The 13,719-nt window shown below is 54.2% G+C and carries 19 protein-coding genes and 1 pseudogene; 8 read left to right on the top strand and 12 right to left on the bottom strand.

Annotation, left to right across the window (positions count from 1 at the left end):
• Positions 1-337: 337 nt before the first annotated feature.
• Positions 338-970, top strand: a pseudogene (locus FHS21_RS17620) (protein-L-isoaspartate(D-aspartate) O-methyltransferase); the annotation flags it as partial.
• A 105-nt stretch (positions 971-1,075) separates the two neighbouring features.
• On the opposite strand, the gene FHS21_RS17625 reads toward FHS21_RS17620, so the two are convergent.
• The 3 genes from FHS21_RS17625 to FHS21_RS17635 all read right to left on the bottom strand — a co-directional run bounded on the left by FHS21_RS17625 (position 1,076) and on the right by FHS21_RS17635 (position 3,119).
• Positions 1,076-1,636 carry a type 1 glutamine amidotransferase domain-containing protein gene (locus FHS21_RS17625; RefSeq protein WP_183663399.1) on the bottom strand — a complete coding sequence of 187 codons (561 nt, stop codon included), beginning with the start codon at positions 1,634-1,636 and terminating at the stop codon, positions 1,076-1,078.
• Between the two features lie 399 nt (positions 1,637-2,035).
• The gene (locus tag FHS21_RS17630) at positions 2,036-2,671 is read right to left on the bottom strand and encodes a DUF6766 family protein (protein ID WP_183663401.1); all 636 of its coding nucleotides are present in this window, start codon (positions 2,669-2,671) and stop codon (positions 2,036-2,038) included.
• 31 nt (positions 2,672-2,702) lie between these two features.
• Positions 2,703-3,119, bottom strand: a complete 417-nt coding sequence (locus tag FHS21_RS17635; protein ID WP_183663403.1) for a GTP pyrophosphokinase — start codon at positions 3,117-3,119, stop codon at positions 2,703-2,705.
• Positions 3,120-3,287: 168 nt separating this feature from the next.
• Between FHS21_RS17635 and FHS21_RS17640 the strand changes: the two genes are divergently transcribed.
• From FHS21_RS17640 to FHS21_RS17655, 4 genes are all read left to right on the top strand, one after another.
• Entirely contained in the window at positions 3,288-3,491 is a 204-nt protein-coding gene (locus tag FHS21_RS17640; protein WP_183663405.1) for a CsbD family protein, read from the top strand.
• A 43-nt stretch (positions 3,492-3,534) separates the two neighbouring features.
• A complete protein-coding gene (locus FHS21_RS17645) occupies positions 3,535-3,804 on the top strand; it encodes a hypothetical protein (RefSeq protein ID WP_183663407.1) in 270 nt (89 codons plus the stop codon).
• Between the two features lie 6 nt (positions 3,805-3,810).
• A complete protein-coding gene (locus tag FHS21_RS17650; RefSeq protein ID WP_183663409.1) occupies positions 3,811-4,422 on the top strand; it encodes a cysteine hydrolase family protein in 612 nt (203 codons plus the stop codon).
• 379 nt (positions 4,423-4,801) lie between these two features.
• Complete coding sequence (locus FHS21_RS17655) at positions 4,802-5,890, top strand: flavodoxin family protein (RefSeq protein WP_183663411.1); 1,089 nt, start codon at positions 4,802-4,804, stop codon at positions 5,888-5,890.
• Between the two features lie 20 nt (positions 5,891-5,910).
• Here the strand turns inward: FHS21_RS17655 and FHS21_RS17660 are convergent, their stop codons facing one another.
• From FHS21_RS17660 to FHS21_RS17680, 5 genes are all read right to left on the bottom strand, one after another.
• The gene (locus FHS21_RS17660; protein ID WP_183663413.1) at positions 5,911-6,351 is read right to left on the bottom strand and encodes a GFA family protein; all 441 of its coding nucleotides are present in this window, start codon (positions 6,349-6,351) and stop codon (positions 5,911-5,913) included.
• Positions 6,352-6,557: 206 nt separating this feature from the next.
• The gene (locus FHS21_RS17665; RefSeq protein WP_183663415.1) at positions 6,558-6,707 is read right to left on the bottom strand and encodes a hypothetical protein; all 150 of its coding nucleotides are present in this window, start codon (positions 6,705-6,707) and stop codon (positions 6,558-6,560) included.
• Between the two features lie 145 nt (positions 6,708-6,852).
• The gene (locus tag FHS21_RS17670; protein ID WP_183663417.1) at positions 6,853-7,068 is read right to left on the bottom strand and encodes a hypothetical protein; all 216 of its coding nucleotides are present in this window, start codon (positions 7,066-7,068) and stop codon (positions 6,853-6,855) included.
• A 4-nt stretch (positions 7,069-7,072) separates the two neighbouring features.
• On the bottom strand, positions 7,073-7,321 hold the full coding sequence (locus FHS21_RS17675) for a hypothetical protein (protein WP_183663419.1): 249 nt from the start codon (positions 7,319-7,321) through the stop codon (positions 7,073-7,075).
• Positions 7,322-7,921: 600 nt separating this feature from the next.
• The gene (locus FHS21_RS17680; RefSeq protein ID WP_183663421.1) at positions 7,922-8,200 is read right to left on the bottom strand and encodes a hypothetical protein; all 279 of its coding nucleotides are present in this window, start codon (positions 8,198-8,200) and stop codon (positions 7,922-7,924) included.
• Between the two features lie 167 nt (positions 8,201-8,367).
• Here FHS21_RS17680 and FHS21_RS17685 point away from each other — a divergent pair, with 167 nt between their 5' ends.
• Positions 8,368-9,096 (top strand): Crp/Fnr family transcriptional regulator, encoded by a 729-nt coding sequence (locus FHS21_RS17685; RefSeq protein ID WP_183663423.1) that lies wholly within the window; start codon positions 8,368-8,370, stop codon positions 9,094-9,096.
• Positions 9,097-9,216: 120 nt separating this feature from the next.
• Here the strand turns inward: FHS21_RS17685 and FHS21_RS17690 are convergent, their stop codons facing one another.
• Together FHS21_RS17690 and FHS21_RS17695 are read right to left on the bottom strand one after the other, a co-directional pair.
• On the bottom strand, positions 9,217-9,495 hold the full coding sequence (locus FHS21_RS17690; RefSeq protein WP_183663425.1) for an MJ0042-type zinc finger domain-containing protein: 279 nt from the start codon (positions 9,493-9,495) through the stop codon (positions 9,217-9,219).
• A complete protein-coding gene (locus tag FHS21_RS17695) occupies positions 9,479-9,694 on the bottom strand; it encodes a hypothetical protein (RefSeq protein ID WP_183663427.1) in 216 nt (71 codons plus the stop codon). Before FHS21_RS17695 ends, FHS21_RS17690 begins: the two co-directional genes overlap by 17 nt.
• Positions 9,695-9,997: 303 nt before the next feature.
• On the opposite strand from FHS21_RS17695, the gene FHS21_RS31555 reads away from it, so the two are divergent.
• Both FHS21_RS31555 and FHS21_RS17705 read left to right on the top strand, forming a co-directional pair.
• Complete coding sequence (locus FHS21_RS31555; RefSeq protein ID WP_376772141.1) at positions 9,998-10,273, top strand: DUF982 domain-containing protein; 276 nt, start codon at positions 9,998-10,000, stop codon at positions 10,271-10,273.
• A gap of 567 nt (positions 10,274-10,840) precedes the next feature.
• Positions 10,841-11,236 (top strand): hypothetical protein, encoded by a 396-nt coding sequence (locus FHS21_RS17705; protein WP_183663431.1) that lies wholly within the window; start codon positions 10,841-10,843, stop codon positions 11,234-11,236.
• Between the two features lie 105 nt (positions 11,237-11,341).
• Here FHS21_RS17705 and FHS21_RS17710 read toward each other — a convergent pair whose 3' ends face one another.
• Together FHS21_RS17710 and arsK are read right to left on the bottom strand one after the other, a co-directional pair.
• Positions 11,342-12,268 (bottom strand): DMT family transporter, encoded by a 927-nt coding sequence (locus tag FHS21_RS17710; protein WP_183663433.1) that lies wholly within the window; start codon positions 12,266-12,268, stop codon positions 11,342-11,344.
• A gap of 209 nt (positions 12,269-12,477) precedes the next feature.
• Positions 12,478-13,713 carry an arsenite efflux MFS transporter ArsK gene (arsK, locus tag FHS21_RS17715; RefSeq protein ID WP_246411081.1) on the bottom strand — a complete coding sequence of 412 codons (1,236 nt, stop codon included), beginning with the start codon at positions 13,711-13,713 and terminating at the stop codon, positions 12,478-12,480.
• Positions 13,714-13,719 lie beyond the last annotated feature (6 nt).

The following is a 13,719-nucleotide window of genomic DNA, read 5'->3' on the forward strand; positions in this document are numbered from 1 at the left end:
AAACCGTTCCCGGTATTTCCGCGATGGGAGGGGCGCGGTTCGTCGAGCGCCGAAGGCAGCGGTCGTCTCCAGTGACCCCGTAATTCTCCTGCGTTCTTCGCACATTCGGTCGTAGGGAAAGGCGGCCAGCGTTCCCGGCTTCCGTTTCTTGCTGCTGGAACCACGGTCGACCAAGATGATAACCTTCAACGACATTTACACTGGGCATGCAACGTTCGAAGGCCACTACGAGTTGCCAATATCGGCATTACCGCGTTTGTAAACCCCGTCTGAAATCGGAACAACCGACTTCATTCGAGGTTAAGGCAATGGATGCACCGCTACCGGAGTGCTTGGAATGCGTGATTTCTCCCGTGCGCGGAACCGAATGGTAGATACCCAGATCGCCCGGCGTGGTATAAATGACCCTCATGTTCTGCAGGCCATGCGCCGCGTGCCGCGCGAAGCTTTTGTCGATCCGGGACTTGAGGAGTTTGCCTATGAAGACAGCCCCTTATCCATAGGCGAGGGCCAGACCATTTCGCAGCCCTACATCGTTGCGCGAATGATTGAGGCCGCTGGGCTGAGGCCCGGTGAAACGGTCCTCGATGTGGGGGCAGGATCCGGCTTTGCCGCGGCGGTGGCCAGCCAGATCGCTAAGCGTGTGTTTGCCATCGAACGCCATCGCACGCTTGGCGAATCTGCGAGTAAGCGATTGCGGGATCTTGGCTACGACAACATCGATCTACGTATTGGTGACGGCACGAAGGGATGGCCCGAGGCCGCACCCTTCGACGTCATTCTGGTCGCGGCCGGCGGGCCAGAGGTGCCCCCGGCGCTGAAGGAGCAGTTGACCATCGGTGGTCGCTTGGTGATGCCAGTCGTCCTTGACGAATGGACTCAGACGCTTCGCAAACTAACCCGTGCGAGCGAAACCGCCTTTGAGGCGGAGGATCTCGACTCCGTGATGTTCGTCCCCTTGATCAGCGAGTAGAACTGGTCGGAAGAGAGCGTCGCGTCACTGCAGCACGCCAAGTAGCCGTGCCGAGATCAGCGCAGCTTGGCATTGTTTTTCACCATCAATGCGATCGCCGCATTAAGCTGCACGGCGCTTGTGCGCACCTTCTTCGATCTCTTCTACGATCTTTGAAACAAAAGCCGGAAGGTCGTCCGGACTGCGCGAGGTGATAATACCCTCGTCAGTCACTACTTCCTCATCCTTCCAGTTCGCTCCGGCATTCGTCACGTCTGTTTTAATCGACCAGTATGACGTCGCATCGCGACCCCGGAGGGCATCGGCTTCGATAAGAAGCCATGGCGCATGGCAGATCGCAGCAACCGTCTTGCCGCTGTTCAGGAAGTCTTTCACGATGCGCATGGCGTTGTCGTCCCGTCTTAAAACATCCGGGTTGATCTGTCCGCCTGGCAGAACCAGCGCGTCGAAGTCGTCAACCGAGGCTTCCGAGGCAAGTAGGTCCACGGCGACGGTATCGCCCCAGTCTTTCTTGTCCCAACTCTTGATGCTACCGGCTTTCGGGGATGCAATCTTGACGTCTGCACCGCGCTTTCGCAACTCATCGTAGGGGACCCGGAGCTCCGATCGCTCATAGCCATCGGTTGCGAGAATTAGAATACGTGCTTCATTGATGGAAGGCATGGCTGTTCCTTTCGGTTCGGGCTGATGTCAGCGCGGTCAATCGAGAGCTGGAGCTCTGCCGTGCTGTTTAGGTCGGAAACTTTTAACGAACGCAAATGTTCCAAATGGAGGGGGGCAGTCAGCTTGCCATTCTGCGCTCCGAGGGCACTTAAAGAGCGGACCATATGTCTTATTTTATTGCGGGGATTTGAAACGCTGTCATCCTGACCGTGCTTTCTTTTGGAAGCCTACACCGAAAAGCCCTCGTACCCCCGTTACGAGGGCTTTTCATCCATCGAATAACTAAGAATTGCCTCGTACGAAGGCCAGCCCGGACTGGCGGGCTTTTGGTTCTATTCGTCCCCGGGGTTGTACAGCTTTGGGATGGATGAGTGCGCACGCAAGGCAGACCGCGTCCGATTATCCTCCGGTGTCGTCGTGGCTCGCGCTCAGCGACTTCGATTCAGGCGACCCCTTGTAGCGAAGGAAGATTGACAAAACGACGAGCATTGCCGTGGAGAAGAATTCGGATTGCCAGTTTTGAAACGACTCAAACCAGAACCGCGCGCCGCCAATATAAGCAAGCAGTGACTGCGCGCTGTTGCCATGAATAGCGGCTTCGGCATTTGATGCTAAATGGCTGGCAAGCATATGCCCGAGGAAGGAAAGGATAAACAAGAGCAACAAGACCAGTCCAAGCGAGTAGTGGTAGAGCCAGCGTAACAGAGGACCATGACGCCACCTAGCCGGGTAGCGGGGCTTATCCCCTTCGGGCGGTTCCTCTGGGTCGCGGGATTCAGCGGATCCCTTTTGGAAGAGATATGCGGTGAGAACTACGTAAGTCGCCATTTGCAACCATTCGCTCTCCCAGTTTTCAAAGAGCGCCGACAAGAAATTTTCGTTGGTCAAGTATTGAGTGATTGATATCGCAGGCAGGCCATGCTGCGCCAGCTGTTCGTTTTCATGGTAATGGCCAGCGACGGTCATGCCGATCATGCTAAGGAGGAACGCGGTCAAAAGGGCAATCGTCAGGCCGTTGTTACGCAGTATACGCATATCGCTTCTCCGGTGCGAGAATCCATCAATTTCACGAAAGTCGCGCCAATGCCTCTTCATACTTGGCCAGCTTCTCCCGCGCTTTGGGAGCCTCCAAGTGCGACTCTACCTTTTCGATATTGTCTTTCAGGTCAGCGATTTTAACGCGTCGTCCAAGGCTGTTTTCTCGCGTGCGTTGGACAAAGTCGAAATACGGTTCGCCTTGGCGACGGCTGACTGAATCGATTGCTTCCAGGATATGACCGGGAAGTCCTTCCGAACGCAGGCTATCGAGCGTCAACGCAGTTTTCTCGACAACATCATGCAGGACACCGACGATTCTCTCATCCTCCGTATCCAAGGCGAGCATCACCCTCAAAGGGTGGAAGATATACGGTTCTTTATCGTCAGCGAGGTAACCAGCATGGGCGCTGGTAGCAATTGAGATAGCGTGCTCCAAAGAGGTCATGTGGGTTCTCCCAGCGCTTGGTGATAGCTCTCTCTAATCCTCCGGGGAACAAGGCGTTCCATCTAACCTGGGATTTCTTTCGCTGGCGTCTGCATGGCGTTGCTGACGATTGCTTTGGAACACGCAATTGGCTGGCGCGTTTCAGTCCCACAAACAAGGAGATGTGTCATGGACTGGAATCGCGTGGAAGGTAATTGGATGCAGGTGAAAGGCAAGATCAAGGAGCAATGGGGCAAGTTGACCGACGATGACCTTGACGTCATCGCCGGGAAGCGTGACCAGCTGGAAGGCAAGATCCAGGAACGGTACGGCAAAGCGAAAGACGAAGCCAGGCGCGAAGTCGACGACTGGTACAACACTCAGACTTGGTAGGCTTCATAGCGCTCTATCTGCGGCAAATGGAGGAGAAAAGAGGATGACAGACAGCAAAACAACAACCGACCACAAAACAATTCAGCGGTGGTCTGAAGAGCGCAAAGGTGTTCCGTCCAAAGTGGCAGAAAGCGGCGAAGGCGGCATCCTGAGGATTGATTTCGGCAAACCGGAAGAAGGTTTGAAGAAAATTTCCTGGGAAGATTTCTTCAAGGTATTCGACGAACGTCAACTCGCCTTTCTTTACCAGGACAAGACTGCCGACGGAAAAATGAGCCGTTTCAACAAATTCATCGGCAGAGACGGGTCATAGACGCCATTGGCAAGTGGTTTACGGTTTGGACCCATCGGAAAAACCTCGGTCCATTTATGTGTCGATATGCAAGGATTATTTGCGCGGGGAAGTCCGTGGGAGGTTCCCTGGTTTGATCGCGTATTGCCGAACGTTCACAAGCTCGTAGAGGCCAACGCCGCACGAACCATTTTCACAAGGTTCATTCCCGCCGACGATCCCGACACCGCAGGTGGTACTTGGAAGCGCTATTATTCGAGATGGCCTGAAATGACCGTCGATCGGGTAGACAAATCGCGTGTCGATCTGGTCCCGGAACTCGCCCGTTACATTCCGCCTGCGAGGCAGTTCGACAAACATACCTATTCTCCATGGGTGTCAGGCCAATTGCACTCTGCTCTGACGAAATCTGGAATCGATACACTTATCGTCTCGGGAGGAGAAACCGACGTTTGTGTGCTGACCACAATATTGGGGGCTGTCGATCACGGGTACCGCGTGATCGTCGTAACGGACGCGGTGTGCAGCTCTTCGGACGATGCCCACGACGCAATACAATTGTTTTTTAGCCAAAGACTGTCACAACAGGTGGAGACAGCCGAGACGGCCGAAATCCTTGAAGCGACGCTCCGCAATTGATCTGGTGACGGGAGTACCGAACCTGTTAGAGGGTTCAATGCCATGCGTTTTCTGCGAAATACCGGACTGAAGATAGCAACAGCAAGGATGACGAATTGACTCGCCATGCTCAACCAACTCTTGGGCTGTGAGACTATCTCTCAGATGAGGCATTCTGTTCCACGCTATTTGAGAAATGCCAGAGCGAATGCTTGGGAATGGCGTGCTGACGGCTTATCTGTTTCATATTGGATTGGATGCATCTCGCGACCTTGGAACATTTGCAGCATTGGCTGAGTTCTTTTCCTGAAGGTTTCACGAGCTGCTTCCATGACACAGGCCTCGATCGGGGATCGCCACCGGAACCGAGGGCTTACACCGTGACCGAAAGGACGCGTTCATGACTGAACACACGACGCCGGAGCCCCGTAAGGGGACGCCAAGCCCAAGGATAGATGCGTCGGAGTTCCGTCAGCGTTTTTTGAGCCAGTTCAAGGATCCTGCATTCAATCCTCTGAAGACTGAACTTGATCTGATCGTGGCGGCTGCATGGGACGCTTACAGGCACCAGCGCAAGAGCCCCCTGACTTCAAAGGCAGGTCCAGGATACCACGATCCCGAGTATGACCTCGCGGTCGACTGGATCGATGCAAAGGCAAAGGTTGATGCGGCAAAGCGTCAATACGAAGATAGCGCCGCTCGTCGCCGGGTACTCCTGATCAGCGGATCACCGCGTAGCGAACATACGTGTCCCGGTGAAATGTCCAAATCCTTTCGGCTCGTGGAAATCGCTCGTGAAGTGTTCAACCAATCGGGCGAGGTGGACGTGGAGGTTCTGGAGCTTGGCAAACTTACTTCTGAATACGGTCGCAACATCCACCCCTGCAAAGCCTGCTTTTCCACCTCGCCGGCGCTCTGCCACTGGCCATGCTCATGCTATCCAAACTATTCTCTCGGCCAGACGCAGGACTGGATGAACGACATCTATCCAATGTGGGTCGCGGCACACGGGGTGATGATCGTCACGCCAGTGAATTGGTACCAAGTTACATCCCCGGTCAAATTGATGATGGACCGTCTGGTCTGTGCCGACGGTGGCAATCCCGATCCGACCCTGACACAGGGCAAAGACGCCAAGCTGGCAAAGCAGATCGAATTGGAGGGCTGGGATTACCCGAGACACCTCGCGGGCCGCCTCTTTTCGGTGATCGTGCATGGAGATGTGGAAGGGGTGGAGAATGTTCGCCGCAGCATTTCGGACTGGCTTCGCTTCATGCAGATGTCGCCAGCGGGTCCGCTTGCTGAAGTTGACCGCTATATAGGTTACTGGAAACCTTATGCCACAAACCACGAAGAGCTCGATGCCGACACCGCCATTCAAGGTGAGGTCCGCAACGCCGCTCGAACGCTATTGGAGGCAGTGCTTGCCCAGCGTAACGGACGATTCGTTGCAGCCGGAAAAGACCTGCAGCAACCCCGTCAGAAATAGCGTGAAGATGTCCAGCCGTACTACCTTGTGTTTGGATTCCCGAGCTTTGGATCGCGACGACGCGTATATTCGTCAACCCGTGGCAAATCGTCAGAAAATTCAATCCATGGAAGCCTGAACTTCTGGTAGCCATGGACGGCTGGTTTGAACCGCTCCGGATGGTCAAAAAATCCGATTGTGAAATACTGTTCATCAGGAATTCCATCATCAGTATATCCGATCGAACTCCCACAGCGTCCGCAGAAGCTGCGGACGACACCGGGAGTTTTGGAATATGTCTTCACCTTGCCCTGTACGATGCTGAACTGTTCCGGCCGATAGCCTATCCAAACGGTCAACGGCCCACCTATTGCACGCCTGCAATCGTCGTCGTGGTCATAGTTGATCCAGAATGGGTCGCCGCGACATTCGGCGCGTATAGCGCCGCAAAAACAGCCAGCAGTTTCAATCCGTTCGGTCATGAATCAGCCTCCGGATGTCAAGTGATTTGAGCAAAAGCCGGCCAGTCGCTTGAACCCAACAGCATCGAAGAAGGAGCTGTATAATTTGATATTCCGCCGGCTCAATTGATCCGCTGTCATTTTGCCAATCCTCTTGGCCCTGAGGGCAAGTACTAGCGAATCTGCGAAGCTGCGACATTCAAGGTGGACTAGCAATTGTTGTGGTTTCAGGGAACGTTTGCTCCCAAGCTTTGTAATTGCAAGAACCATCCAATCGCGATAGCGATGGCAAGTCCAACGCAGAAAACCAGACCGTAGAGATAGTACGGCAGCTCATTTCGTCCATCGTTCGGGTCGTCCTTAAAATTTATTGGCATAGGACCACTCCTTGTGAATTCACCATAGGTAGCCAGCATAGCTCATGGCTATGAGAAGCATCAAAACCAATAAGATGCCGCCGATGCAAAGCGACAGGACGCTTGGTCGGCCATCTGGATCGTCATCGAAATCAATTCGCAAAAACTATTCCTTGCGTACGATTTGGCCGTCATGCATTTCAAAAATGCCGTGCTGTCCGCCTTGCTGGTTAAAATCGAGTTCGAGCTCATCCCAACGACCGAGGAGCTTTCCGCACGAGCTGCAATAAATCGGCGTGTGGCTCTGAACATCTTCAGGGATATCCAGATAGATCGTGCCGCACGCCTTGCAATCCAGCCTATGATCCAGGCGTTGCGGCATGGCGCTACCCACGATGTTTGCCCGATACGGCCGCAATGCGCGCCACCAGCACTTCCTGATAAGCTGCTGCCGAAGCGATGACTTCCACGTCGCGGAGGCCTCGGTCGAACAACGTCATCACTCTTCGCGCGAGACGATCCGTGTCTTCGTGGCCGTAAGCCCGATGAAGTTTTTTGGTGGCAGTGAGGAGCGCATTTTGCATCAGGTTCCAGTCTTCACTGGAATAGATAAGTTTCCTGAGTTGACGGGGCATAATATTCCTCCCGCGCTTTGTTACGGCGGGAGCATTTGACATCTCTCAATCGCAGGTGCGCCACTCTAGATCCAGCGACGGAGATATTAAAAAGCACATTTTTGGGGTGCGTCAATGCTATGTCTGCCAACGGACAATTGGAGTCGTTGGAACGAACTTGCTCTTGGCGTGTTTCGAACCATAACAGTGGTGGGATCATCAGTGGTAATACGAAAATCAGACTCAATGGCGACCGCCAATTGGTTGAAGCGGGGGATGAGGAACCACGATTTTCAGGCGGCCATGAGGTCTGGCTACTTTCCCATAGCGACGGATAAGGTATTTCAGAAGCTACTTGCTCGATTGGAACATGCAGAGATTGACCAGGCAGGGTCTTAGGCTGTGAAAACGAAATGAATCCATAGAAGCGCGATAACGACGAAGACGGCAGCCAGAACGATTTGCCAGTCAAATAACAAAAGCGTTGAAGCGAGCATCAATGTCGAGCACCCAATTTGAGGGTTGAATGGTCGTGCGCAACGCGGTCAATGATGGATAAGTTCCGATGATGCTGCTGGGTTGCATAGGATCGAGACTATACCGGGCCCTGTAACAATCCTATCAAATGACAGTTCCCCACGCCTCGTTCCAAAGCGCGAGATCGTCGATAATGATGACAATTTCGTGAAAACCGTAATTGTCTTTAACGTCAATGGCCCGTTCAAGCGCCAGTGGCACGGGTGTGGCATAGAAATAGTCGCCTTTGTCGGTAAGGCTATTTTCGGGCCACTCGACTTCGGCAAGCGGCCGCCCAGCTTCTTCGATTACCCGTATGCATACCGCATCAAGGGGTATATCCTCCTCCTTGAGGAGCCTGCGATATGTGGCGTTTCGATCCATCCTGACCTCAGGCGCGGCAGCTCCGTTTTTACCGACATTCTCCGAGTGGCCTATATTCCCGGATTGTCCTCTGGAGGACATACCATTGTTCCCGGTTTTTATCTTGATATTTATAGTTTTTTTGAAAGCGCTGGATCGTCACCTTGTTCCTCGCGGGAAGGAGCAACATGACCTTGGTTCAATCCGCTGTTCAAAACAAACTCCTTAGATTGTTGTCACCGGCTGATTTCCAGCTGCTTGTCGCGGATCTCGAATACGTAACGTTTTCCCTGCGGGATCCGATCGAGAGTCCGGGGGAGCCTGTTGATGCCGCGCTGTTTATCGAGGACGGCATAGCATCGATTGTAGCAAAAAGCCCTTCCGGCGGCGATATCGAAATTGCTTTGGTCGGCCTGGATGGAATGACGGGAACCTCGCTCGTCCTCGGCAGCACCAGCGCGCCGCTCTCCATCTATATCCAGCTTCCAGGTGCCGGCCACCGGATTGCTGCCGGCAAATTGCAGGCTGCGATAGAGCAAAGCCGGTCGCTGCAGCGGGTGTTTCTTCTTTACGTACAGACGATGTTTGTTCAAACCGCCACGACTGCTCTGGTCAACGCTCAGGCCGAAGCCCGGACAAGACTGGCCCGATGGCTGCTGATGGTGCATGACCGTACCTCGGGTCATGATCTATACCTGACCCATGAGTTCATGGCGGTGATGCTGGGAATGCGGCGGCCCTGGGTAACAGAAACCCTGCATTCGCTTGAGGCCGAGGGCTATATCCGTGCTACCCGTGGCAAGGTCGCCATTGTCGATCGCGCGGGTTTAATGGCTGAGGCAAACGGATTTTACGGTGAAGCCGAGCGCGAATATGAAAAACTGCTCGGAGAGCGGCTATCGCGACAACAACGATAAGACGCCAGAATGCCCAACGTGGCGGCGCGGTCAACGCGAATGACCGCTATTTCCTAAGCGGACACTCATCCTTTCGCCCAGCTGTTGAAGCGGCTGGACATTCGCCGAAGCTGAATTCAATCAACGCGACGGACAATCCGAAGGACCTTTGGACCCACCTAAAATCTGATTTTCATTGGCGGGCTGGTCGATGCGCGTAATTTCGCCATTCCTCATGGAAAACACGCCATTGCTACCGCCCTGTTTGTAAAAGTCACTTTCAAGATCGCCCCACATCCCCAAAAAATGCCCGCACGAGCTGCAATGGATGGGCGTGTTGATGCCAACGTCGTTCGTGAGCGTCAGGTAGATGGTCCTGCAGTGCGGACATTCAAGCTTGTTATCAAGCCGCCGCGACATGATAGCTTCCCACGTGTCTGTTGGTCATGATCTCGGTGATAAGGCGTTCCTGAAACACCGCTGCCGAAACGATAGCAGCTTCGTCGCGCAGGCCTTCATCAAACAGGGTCATGACCCGTCGGGCGAGACGGTCGGCATCTTCGTGCGATTTCGGGCAACGCCGCAACTGTTGCGACGCCTTAAGATGCGCCCGCTGCATCAAGTTCCAGTCTTCGCATGAATAGAAAAAGTTTTCTGAGACCACGCATCAATATGTCCTCCCGCGCTGTTTGGCAGAGAGCGCTTTCTCAATGGCTAGTGTGCCGTTGAAACATCCCGCGGCCGTATATTAGAAGAATACCAATGATGGCGTTCGTCAATGCTCGGTCCGCTAGCAGACAGTTTCGCAACCTGTGCCAGCTTTCAGGATTTTGTGCGCGAGGATGCTGTGATGGAGTACAATCGAGGCAGCTAATATTGGAGTGTTTTTGGAACCACACTGTATTCTATCGCGTTTCCAACCATGCGCGAATTGCCATTTCAACACGTGACAGTCCTAAAACAGCCCGGCGGAACGGTGCAGCATATATCATCCGTCAACGCTGCGGCAGATTTCCTGTTATCGAATTGGCCTGACGATAAAGGCAAAAAATATAGAGCTGCTCGACAAACCTGTCTTGACGCGCTCAATGGAACAGACACTGCTAGACACGCTCGATCCACATTCGTTGCGGCCTTGAAGGAAGCCGATATTTTTGTCAGCGAACGAACTCCGTCCGCAAAGCACCCCGGCAATTAGGATTAGGGGGTAAACGATCACAGAACTTAGGGACATCCATGACTTTACTACACCCCCTGAAGGTGGCGACGTACTGATTGAGCGGGACGGAGAAAAATTTATCGCTAGCGGATCGGATGGAACCCGTACGGCTTCCTTCTTCAAACCCACTCCCTTCGATACGCTTGATTCGGGCAGTTACAGCGTCGCTTGTTTGGGCTGAACAGAACGAGGTTCCATTTGTTTACATCAGAGCTGCCCTATAAGGCAGCTTCGGAGTCGGGGTCGCTTCCTTCGAAACGGCAATGATCGAGGAACTGGTGCCAATGTCCCAATCAGTAGCGTTGAGTTCCAGACGTCTATTCTCCTCCGCTGAAAGTTGGAATCGACGCAGGAGGTGTCGATTCAACGTATCGGCGCTAGTTCGTCTGACGTTCTGTGGAAGACGGAACGCTTAGCAGTAAGAGAACGCCAACGAAGCACAAACAAGCCAAGACATAGAACCCGGCATCACCATTACCAGTCAATCGATCCGCGTAAGCTTTGACCTGCGGGGACAAGAAGCTGCCAAGATTGCCAAGAGAAACAATGAATGCAATCCCGCTGGCGGTACCTGTGCCAGATAGATATCGCGTTGGTAAGCTCCAAAAGACGGGTTGTGACGCCGTCAGACCCGGAAAAGCAATACAGCTCGTTATCACGATAACCAACAGGCTGGTGGTCATGCCAATTGCTGCAAGCGAGTGTGCCAGCGGTGATCATGGCAATGCACACAAGGCGATGATTGTCGTTTTTGTCGGCATAGATCGTGAAGGCCCGGGTAGCAACGACAGCGCACAGCCACGGAATAGCCAAAAGGATGCCGACCATAAAGTCGACGCCGATCCCTCCTTAAAAGACGCTCCAATTGACAATAGTCATTTCAACCGGGGCCAACTCCGCGGGCAATTCTCAGATGGTAAGGATGTTCTTCGATCCCAATGATGCGGTTTTGCAGAAGGCCTTGAAAACTGGACGAAATGCACCAAGCGTGAGCCCCAGATTCGCAAAAATTGTCGGCAAGTCGGGGACTCCGTTGGCAGCGGAAGTTCAAGGCATAGAAACACTCGAAGCCGGTCGCCGGGCCGTGAGCCGGACCAGCTCTACGACTGACAACAGAATCGTTGCTCCACCCAGCCATTGAACAGGAGTGAGCGTTTCGCCGAGGAAAATGAAGGCAAGTCCTACGCCGAATACAGGTATGAGATTGAAGTAGCTTCCCGCTACCGCTGCCGGAACCGAACGCAAGGCGGTGATGTAGAGCCAGTATGCCGCGGCATAGTACAGCAAACCCGACAAAGCCGCAGCTGCAATGATCCCAAACGGAATGGTCACAAGTTCGCCCGGAGAACCGTATACAGTGTTTCCAAGGAGGAGAACTATCGCCCAGCCAAGTCCGGCCGTCTGCTGCAGGGTGACAATCACTAAGGGATCAGTGGCCTCGCTGACTTTCCTCGAAAAGACGGTGTAGAACGCACAGCACAGAACGGCTGACAACAGCAATAGAATCCCTGAGACATCACTGCCCGTGCTCCCAAAGTCCGTGCCGACGTTGGTGACTAGGGCAACGCCAATCGCGCCGATCAGCATGACGATCAGGAGCCGTGGAGTGACGAGCTCCCGAAGAACGATGGCCGCAAGGCCAAGGATCATGACGGGCTCAGCAGCCCAAAGCAGTGTCGCGACGCTTGCCGAGATCCGGGCAAGCCCCATCAGATTCAATGTGTAGGAAATTCCCGGATTGAGCAGTCCCAACAGCAGGATAGGCAAAAGAGCAGATTTCACTGGACGCGGCTTACCTGTCTTCAGGACAAGCATCCAAAGCACCAGCACACTGGGAATCAGCTGCAGGACCAGCAGCGCAACAGGTGAAATGGAAGCGAGAAGAGCCTTGTTCAGTACCGTTGCGGCACCCCATAGGGCGCACGCAAGAACGAGTTGGACGGCCGGAGAACGGCGCGAAGAATAGCGCATCATAATGATACTCCAGAAGAGATTACGATAAGGGGGAAATGCGACGTGCAGCCTTAACAGGCCGCGCAAGCATCCGCGTCGCAGCGATCGTAACCGGGTCTTCTAGGAGGTCGGCGCATGCGCATGGTCCTAGTTGTGGCAATAACTGCCGAAAATACTTCTAGCATTCGGCATGAGAGCAATCAATGTGATCGGAAGTCCCACCGACGCTGTTATCCCGCTGCCGAAACTGTTTCCTCCGGTCGTATCCGCAGCTGCCGCCCAATAAGCGCAAACGACGCCGCGGCCAAACACCCGACGGCGACGCAGACCAGCAGGGACGGTCCGATGCCCAGCCAATGCATGATGAAGGCAAATACAAATGGTGCGGCCGACGATGCAACCAGACGGACAGCCGTGGACTGTCCAACTCGCTCGCCGTAACCCATGCTTCCAAACAGCGCCAGTGGGAGCGTTCCCTGTGCGATGCTGGAAAGGCCGCTTCCAAGGCCAAAAATGACAGCGAATGCCAACGCCCCCGTTAGCCAATTGCCGCTCCATAACAGGATGGCTATCGCTGACGACATCAGGCCCGTCGAAATGATCGCCAAACTCAGTGGTTGCAGTCTGTTTCCGCTCACGAGGCTGAACAATCGGCTGGCGACCTGTGCTGGACCGAACAAGGTGCCAACGAGAACGCTGACGCTGCCCAAGCCTAAAGCCGCCAGGATCGGCAGCATATGGATCAGGATGGCAGCATTGATGAAACCGAGAAGAGCGAAACCCGATACCATCAAGACGAATCCCATACGGACCCGATCTGTTGGAAGCGTACCCTCAACAATCGGCATTGCCGCTTTTATCGCGAGCTCAAGGTGGTTGCGCGAAAGCCTTGCCAACCAGAAGTGGATCGGCAGGCAGAAGAGCAAATGGGCGGCCGCGAACACATAGTACACCTCGCGCCATGTCAGATGCTCATGAAGCGCCGTCGTGACTGGCCAGAATATGGTCGAAGCGAATCCGGCGATAAGAGTCAGGTGAGTGATGCTGGTTTTCGCAGTGGTCGGCTTGATCTGTACCAGCAAGGCGAATGCGGCGTTGTAGAGCACAAAGGTCGATGCGAGCTCGATGACGACAAGGCCGATGACGAAGACGATTGCATTGGGGGAAAGGGCGCATGCCAGGAGGGCAATGGCTGCGCCGATCGAACCGATCGCCATAATGCGGCCTGCGCCAAACCTGTCAATCCAGCGTCCTACCCACGGAGATGCCAAACCGCTCGCAAGGAGCGATGCGGAAAACGCTCCGAACACCCAGTCTGACGGCCAGCCGAACTCTTGGCCCATCGAAGCCGCCAACGGACTAAAACTGTAATAGAGGGTCCCATAACCGATGATCTGCGTGACGCCCAGCGTGGCTACGATGAAGCGGCCTTGGGTGAGCAGCGGTGCATTTCGAAATATTCTCAATTCCTT

Origin of the sequence: Phyllobacterium trifolii, assembly GCF_014192095.1 — a bacterium.
Taxonomy (GTDB): domain Bacteria; phylum Pseudomonadota; class Alphaproteobacteria; order Rhizobiales; family Rhizobiaceae; genus Phyllobacterium; species Phyllobacterium trifolii.

Excerpts from the sequence above, each read along its gene's own strand:
- FHS21_RS17625 (WP_183663399.1), bottom strand. The coding sequence starts at position 1,636 with ATGCCTTCCATCAATGAAGCACGTATTCTAATTCTCGCAACCGATGGC.
- FHS21_RS17630 (WP_183663401.1), bottom strand. The coding sequence starts at position 2,671 with ATGCGTATACTGCGTAACAACGGCCTGACGATTGCCCTTTTGACCGCG.
- FHS21_RS17635 (WP_183663403.1), bottom strand. The coding sequence starts at position 3,119 with ATGACCTCTTTGGAGCACGCTATCTCAATTGCTACCAGCGCCCATGCT.
- FHS21_RS17640 (WP_183663405.1), top strand. The coding sequence starts at position 3,288 with ATGGACTGGAATCGCGTGGAAGGTAATTGGATGCAGGTGAAAGGCAAG.
- FHS21_RS17645 (WP_183663407.1), top strand. The coding sequence starts at position 3,535 with ATGACAGACAGCAAAACAACAACCGACCACAAAACAATTCAGCGGTGG.
- FHS21_RS17655 (WP_183663411.1), top strand. The coding sequence starts at position 4,802 with ATGACTGAACACACGACGCCGGAGCCCCGTAAGGGGACGCCAAGCCCA.
- FHS21_RS17660 (WP_183663413.1), bottom strand. The coding sequence starts at position 6,351 with ATGACCGAACGGATTGAAACTGCTGGCTGTTTTTGCGGCGCTATACGC.
- FHS21_RS17665 (WP_183663415.1), bottom strand. The coding sequence starts at position 6,707 with ATGCCAATAAATTTTAAGGACGACCCGAACGATGGACGAAATGAGCTG.
- FHS21_RS17670 (WP_183663417.1), bottom strand. The coding sequence starts at position 7,068 with ATGCCGCAACGCCTGGATCATAGGCTGGATTGCAAGGCGTGCGGCACG.
- FHS21_RS17675 (WP_183663419.1), bottom strand. The coding sequence starts at position 7,321 with ATGCCCCGTCAACTCAGGAAACTTATCTATTCCAGTGAAGACTGGAAC.
- FHS21_RS17680 (WP_183663421.1), bottom strand. The coding sequence starts at position 8,200 with ATGGATCGAAACGCCACATATCGCAGGCTCCTCAAGGAGGAGGATATA.
- FHS21_RS17685 (WP_183663423.1), top strand. The coding sequence starts at position 8,368 with ATGACCTTGGTTCAATCCGCTGTTCAAAACAAACTCCTTAGATTGTTG.
- FHS21_RS17690 (WP_183663425.1), bottom strand. The coding sequence starts at position 9,495 with ATGTCGCGGCGGCTTGATAACAAGCTTGAATGTCCGCACTGCAGGACC.
- FHS21_RS17695 (WP_183663427.1), bottom strand. The coding sequence starts at position 9,694 with ATGCAGCGGGCGCATCTTAAGGCGTCGCAACAGTTGCGGCGTTGCCCG.
- FHS21_RS31555 (WP_376772141.1), top strand. The coding sequence starts at position 9,998 with ATGCGCGAATTGCCATTTCAACACGTGACAGTCCTAAAACAGCCCGGC.
- FHS21_RS17705 (WP_183663431.1), top strand. The coding sequence starts at position 10,841 with ATGAATGCAATCCCGCTGGCGGTACCTGTGCCAGATAGATATCGCGTT.
- FHS21_RS17710 (WP_183663433.1), bottom strand. The coding sequence starts at position 12,268 with ATGATGCGCTATTCTTCGCGCCGTTCTCCGGCCGTCCAACTCGTTCTT.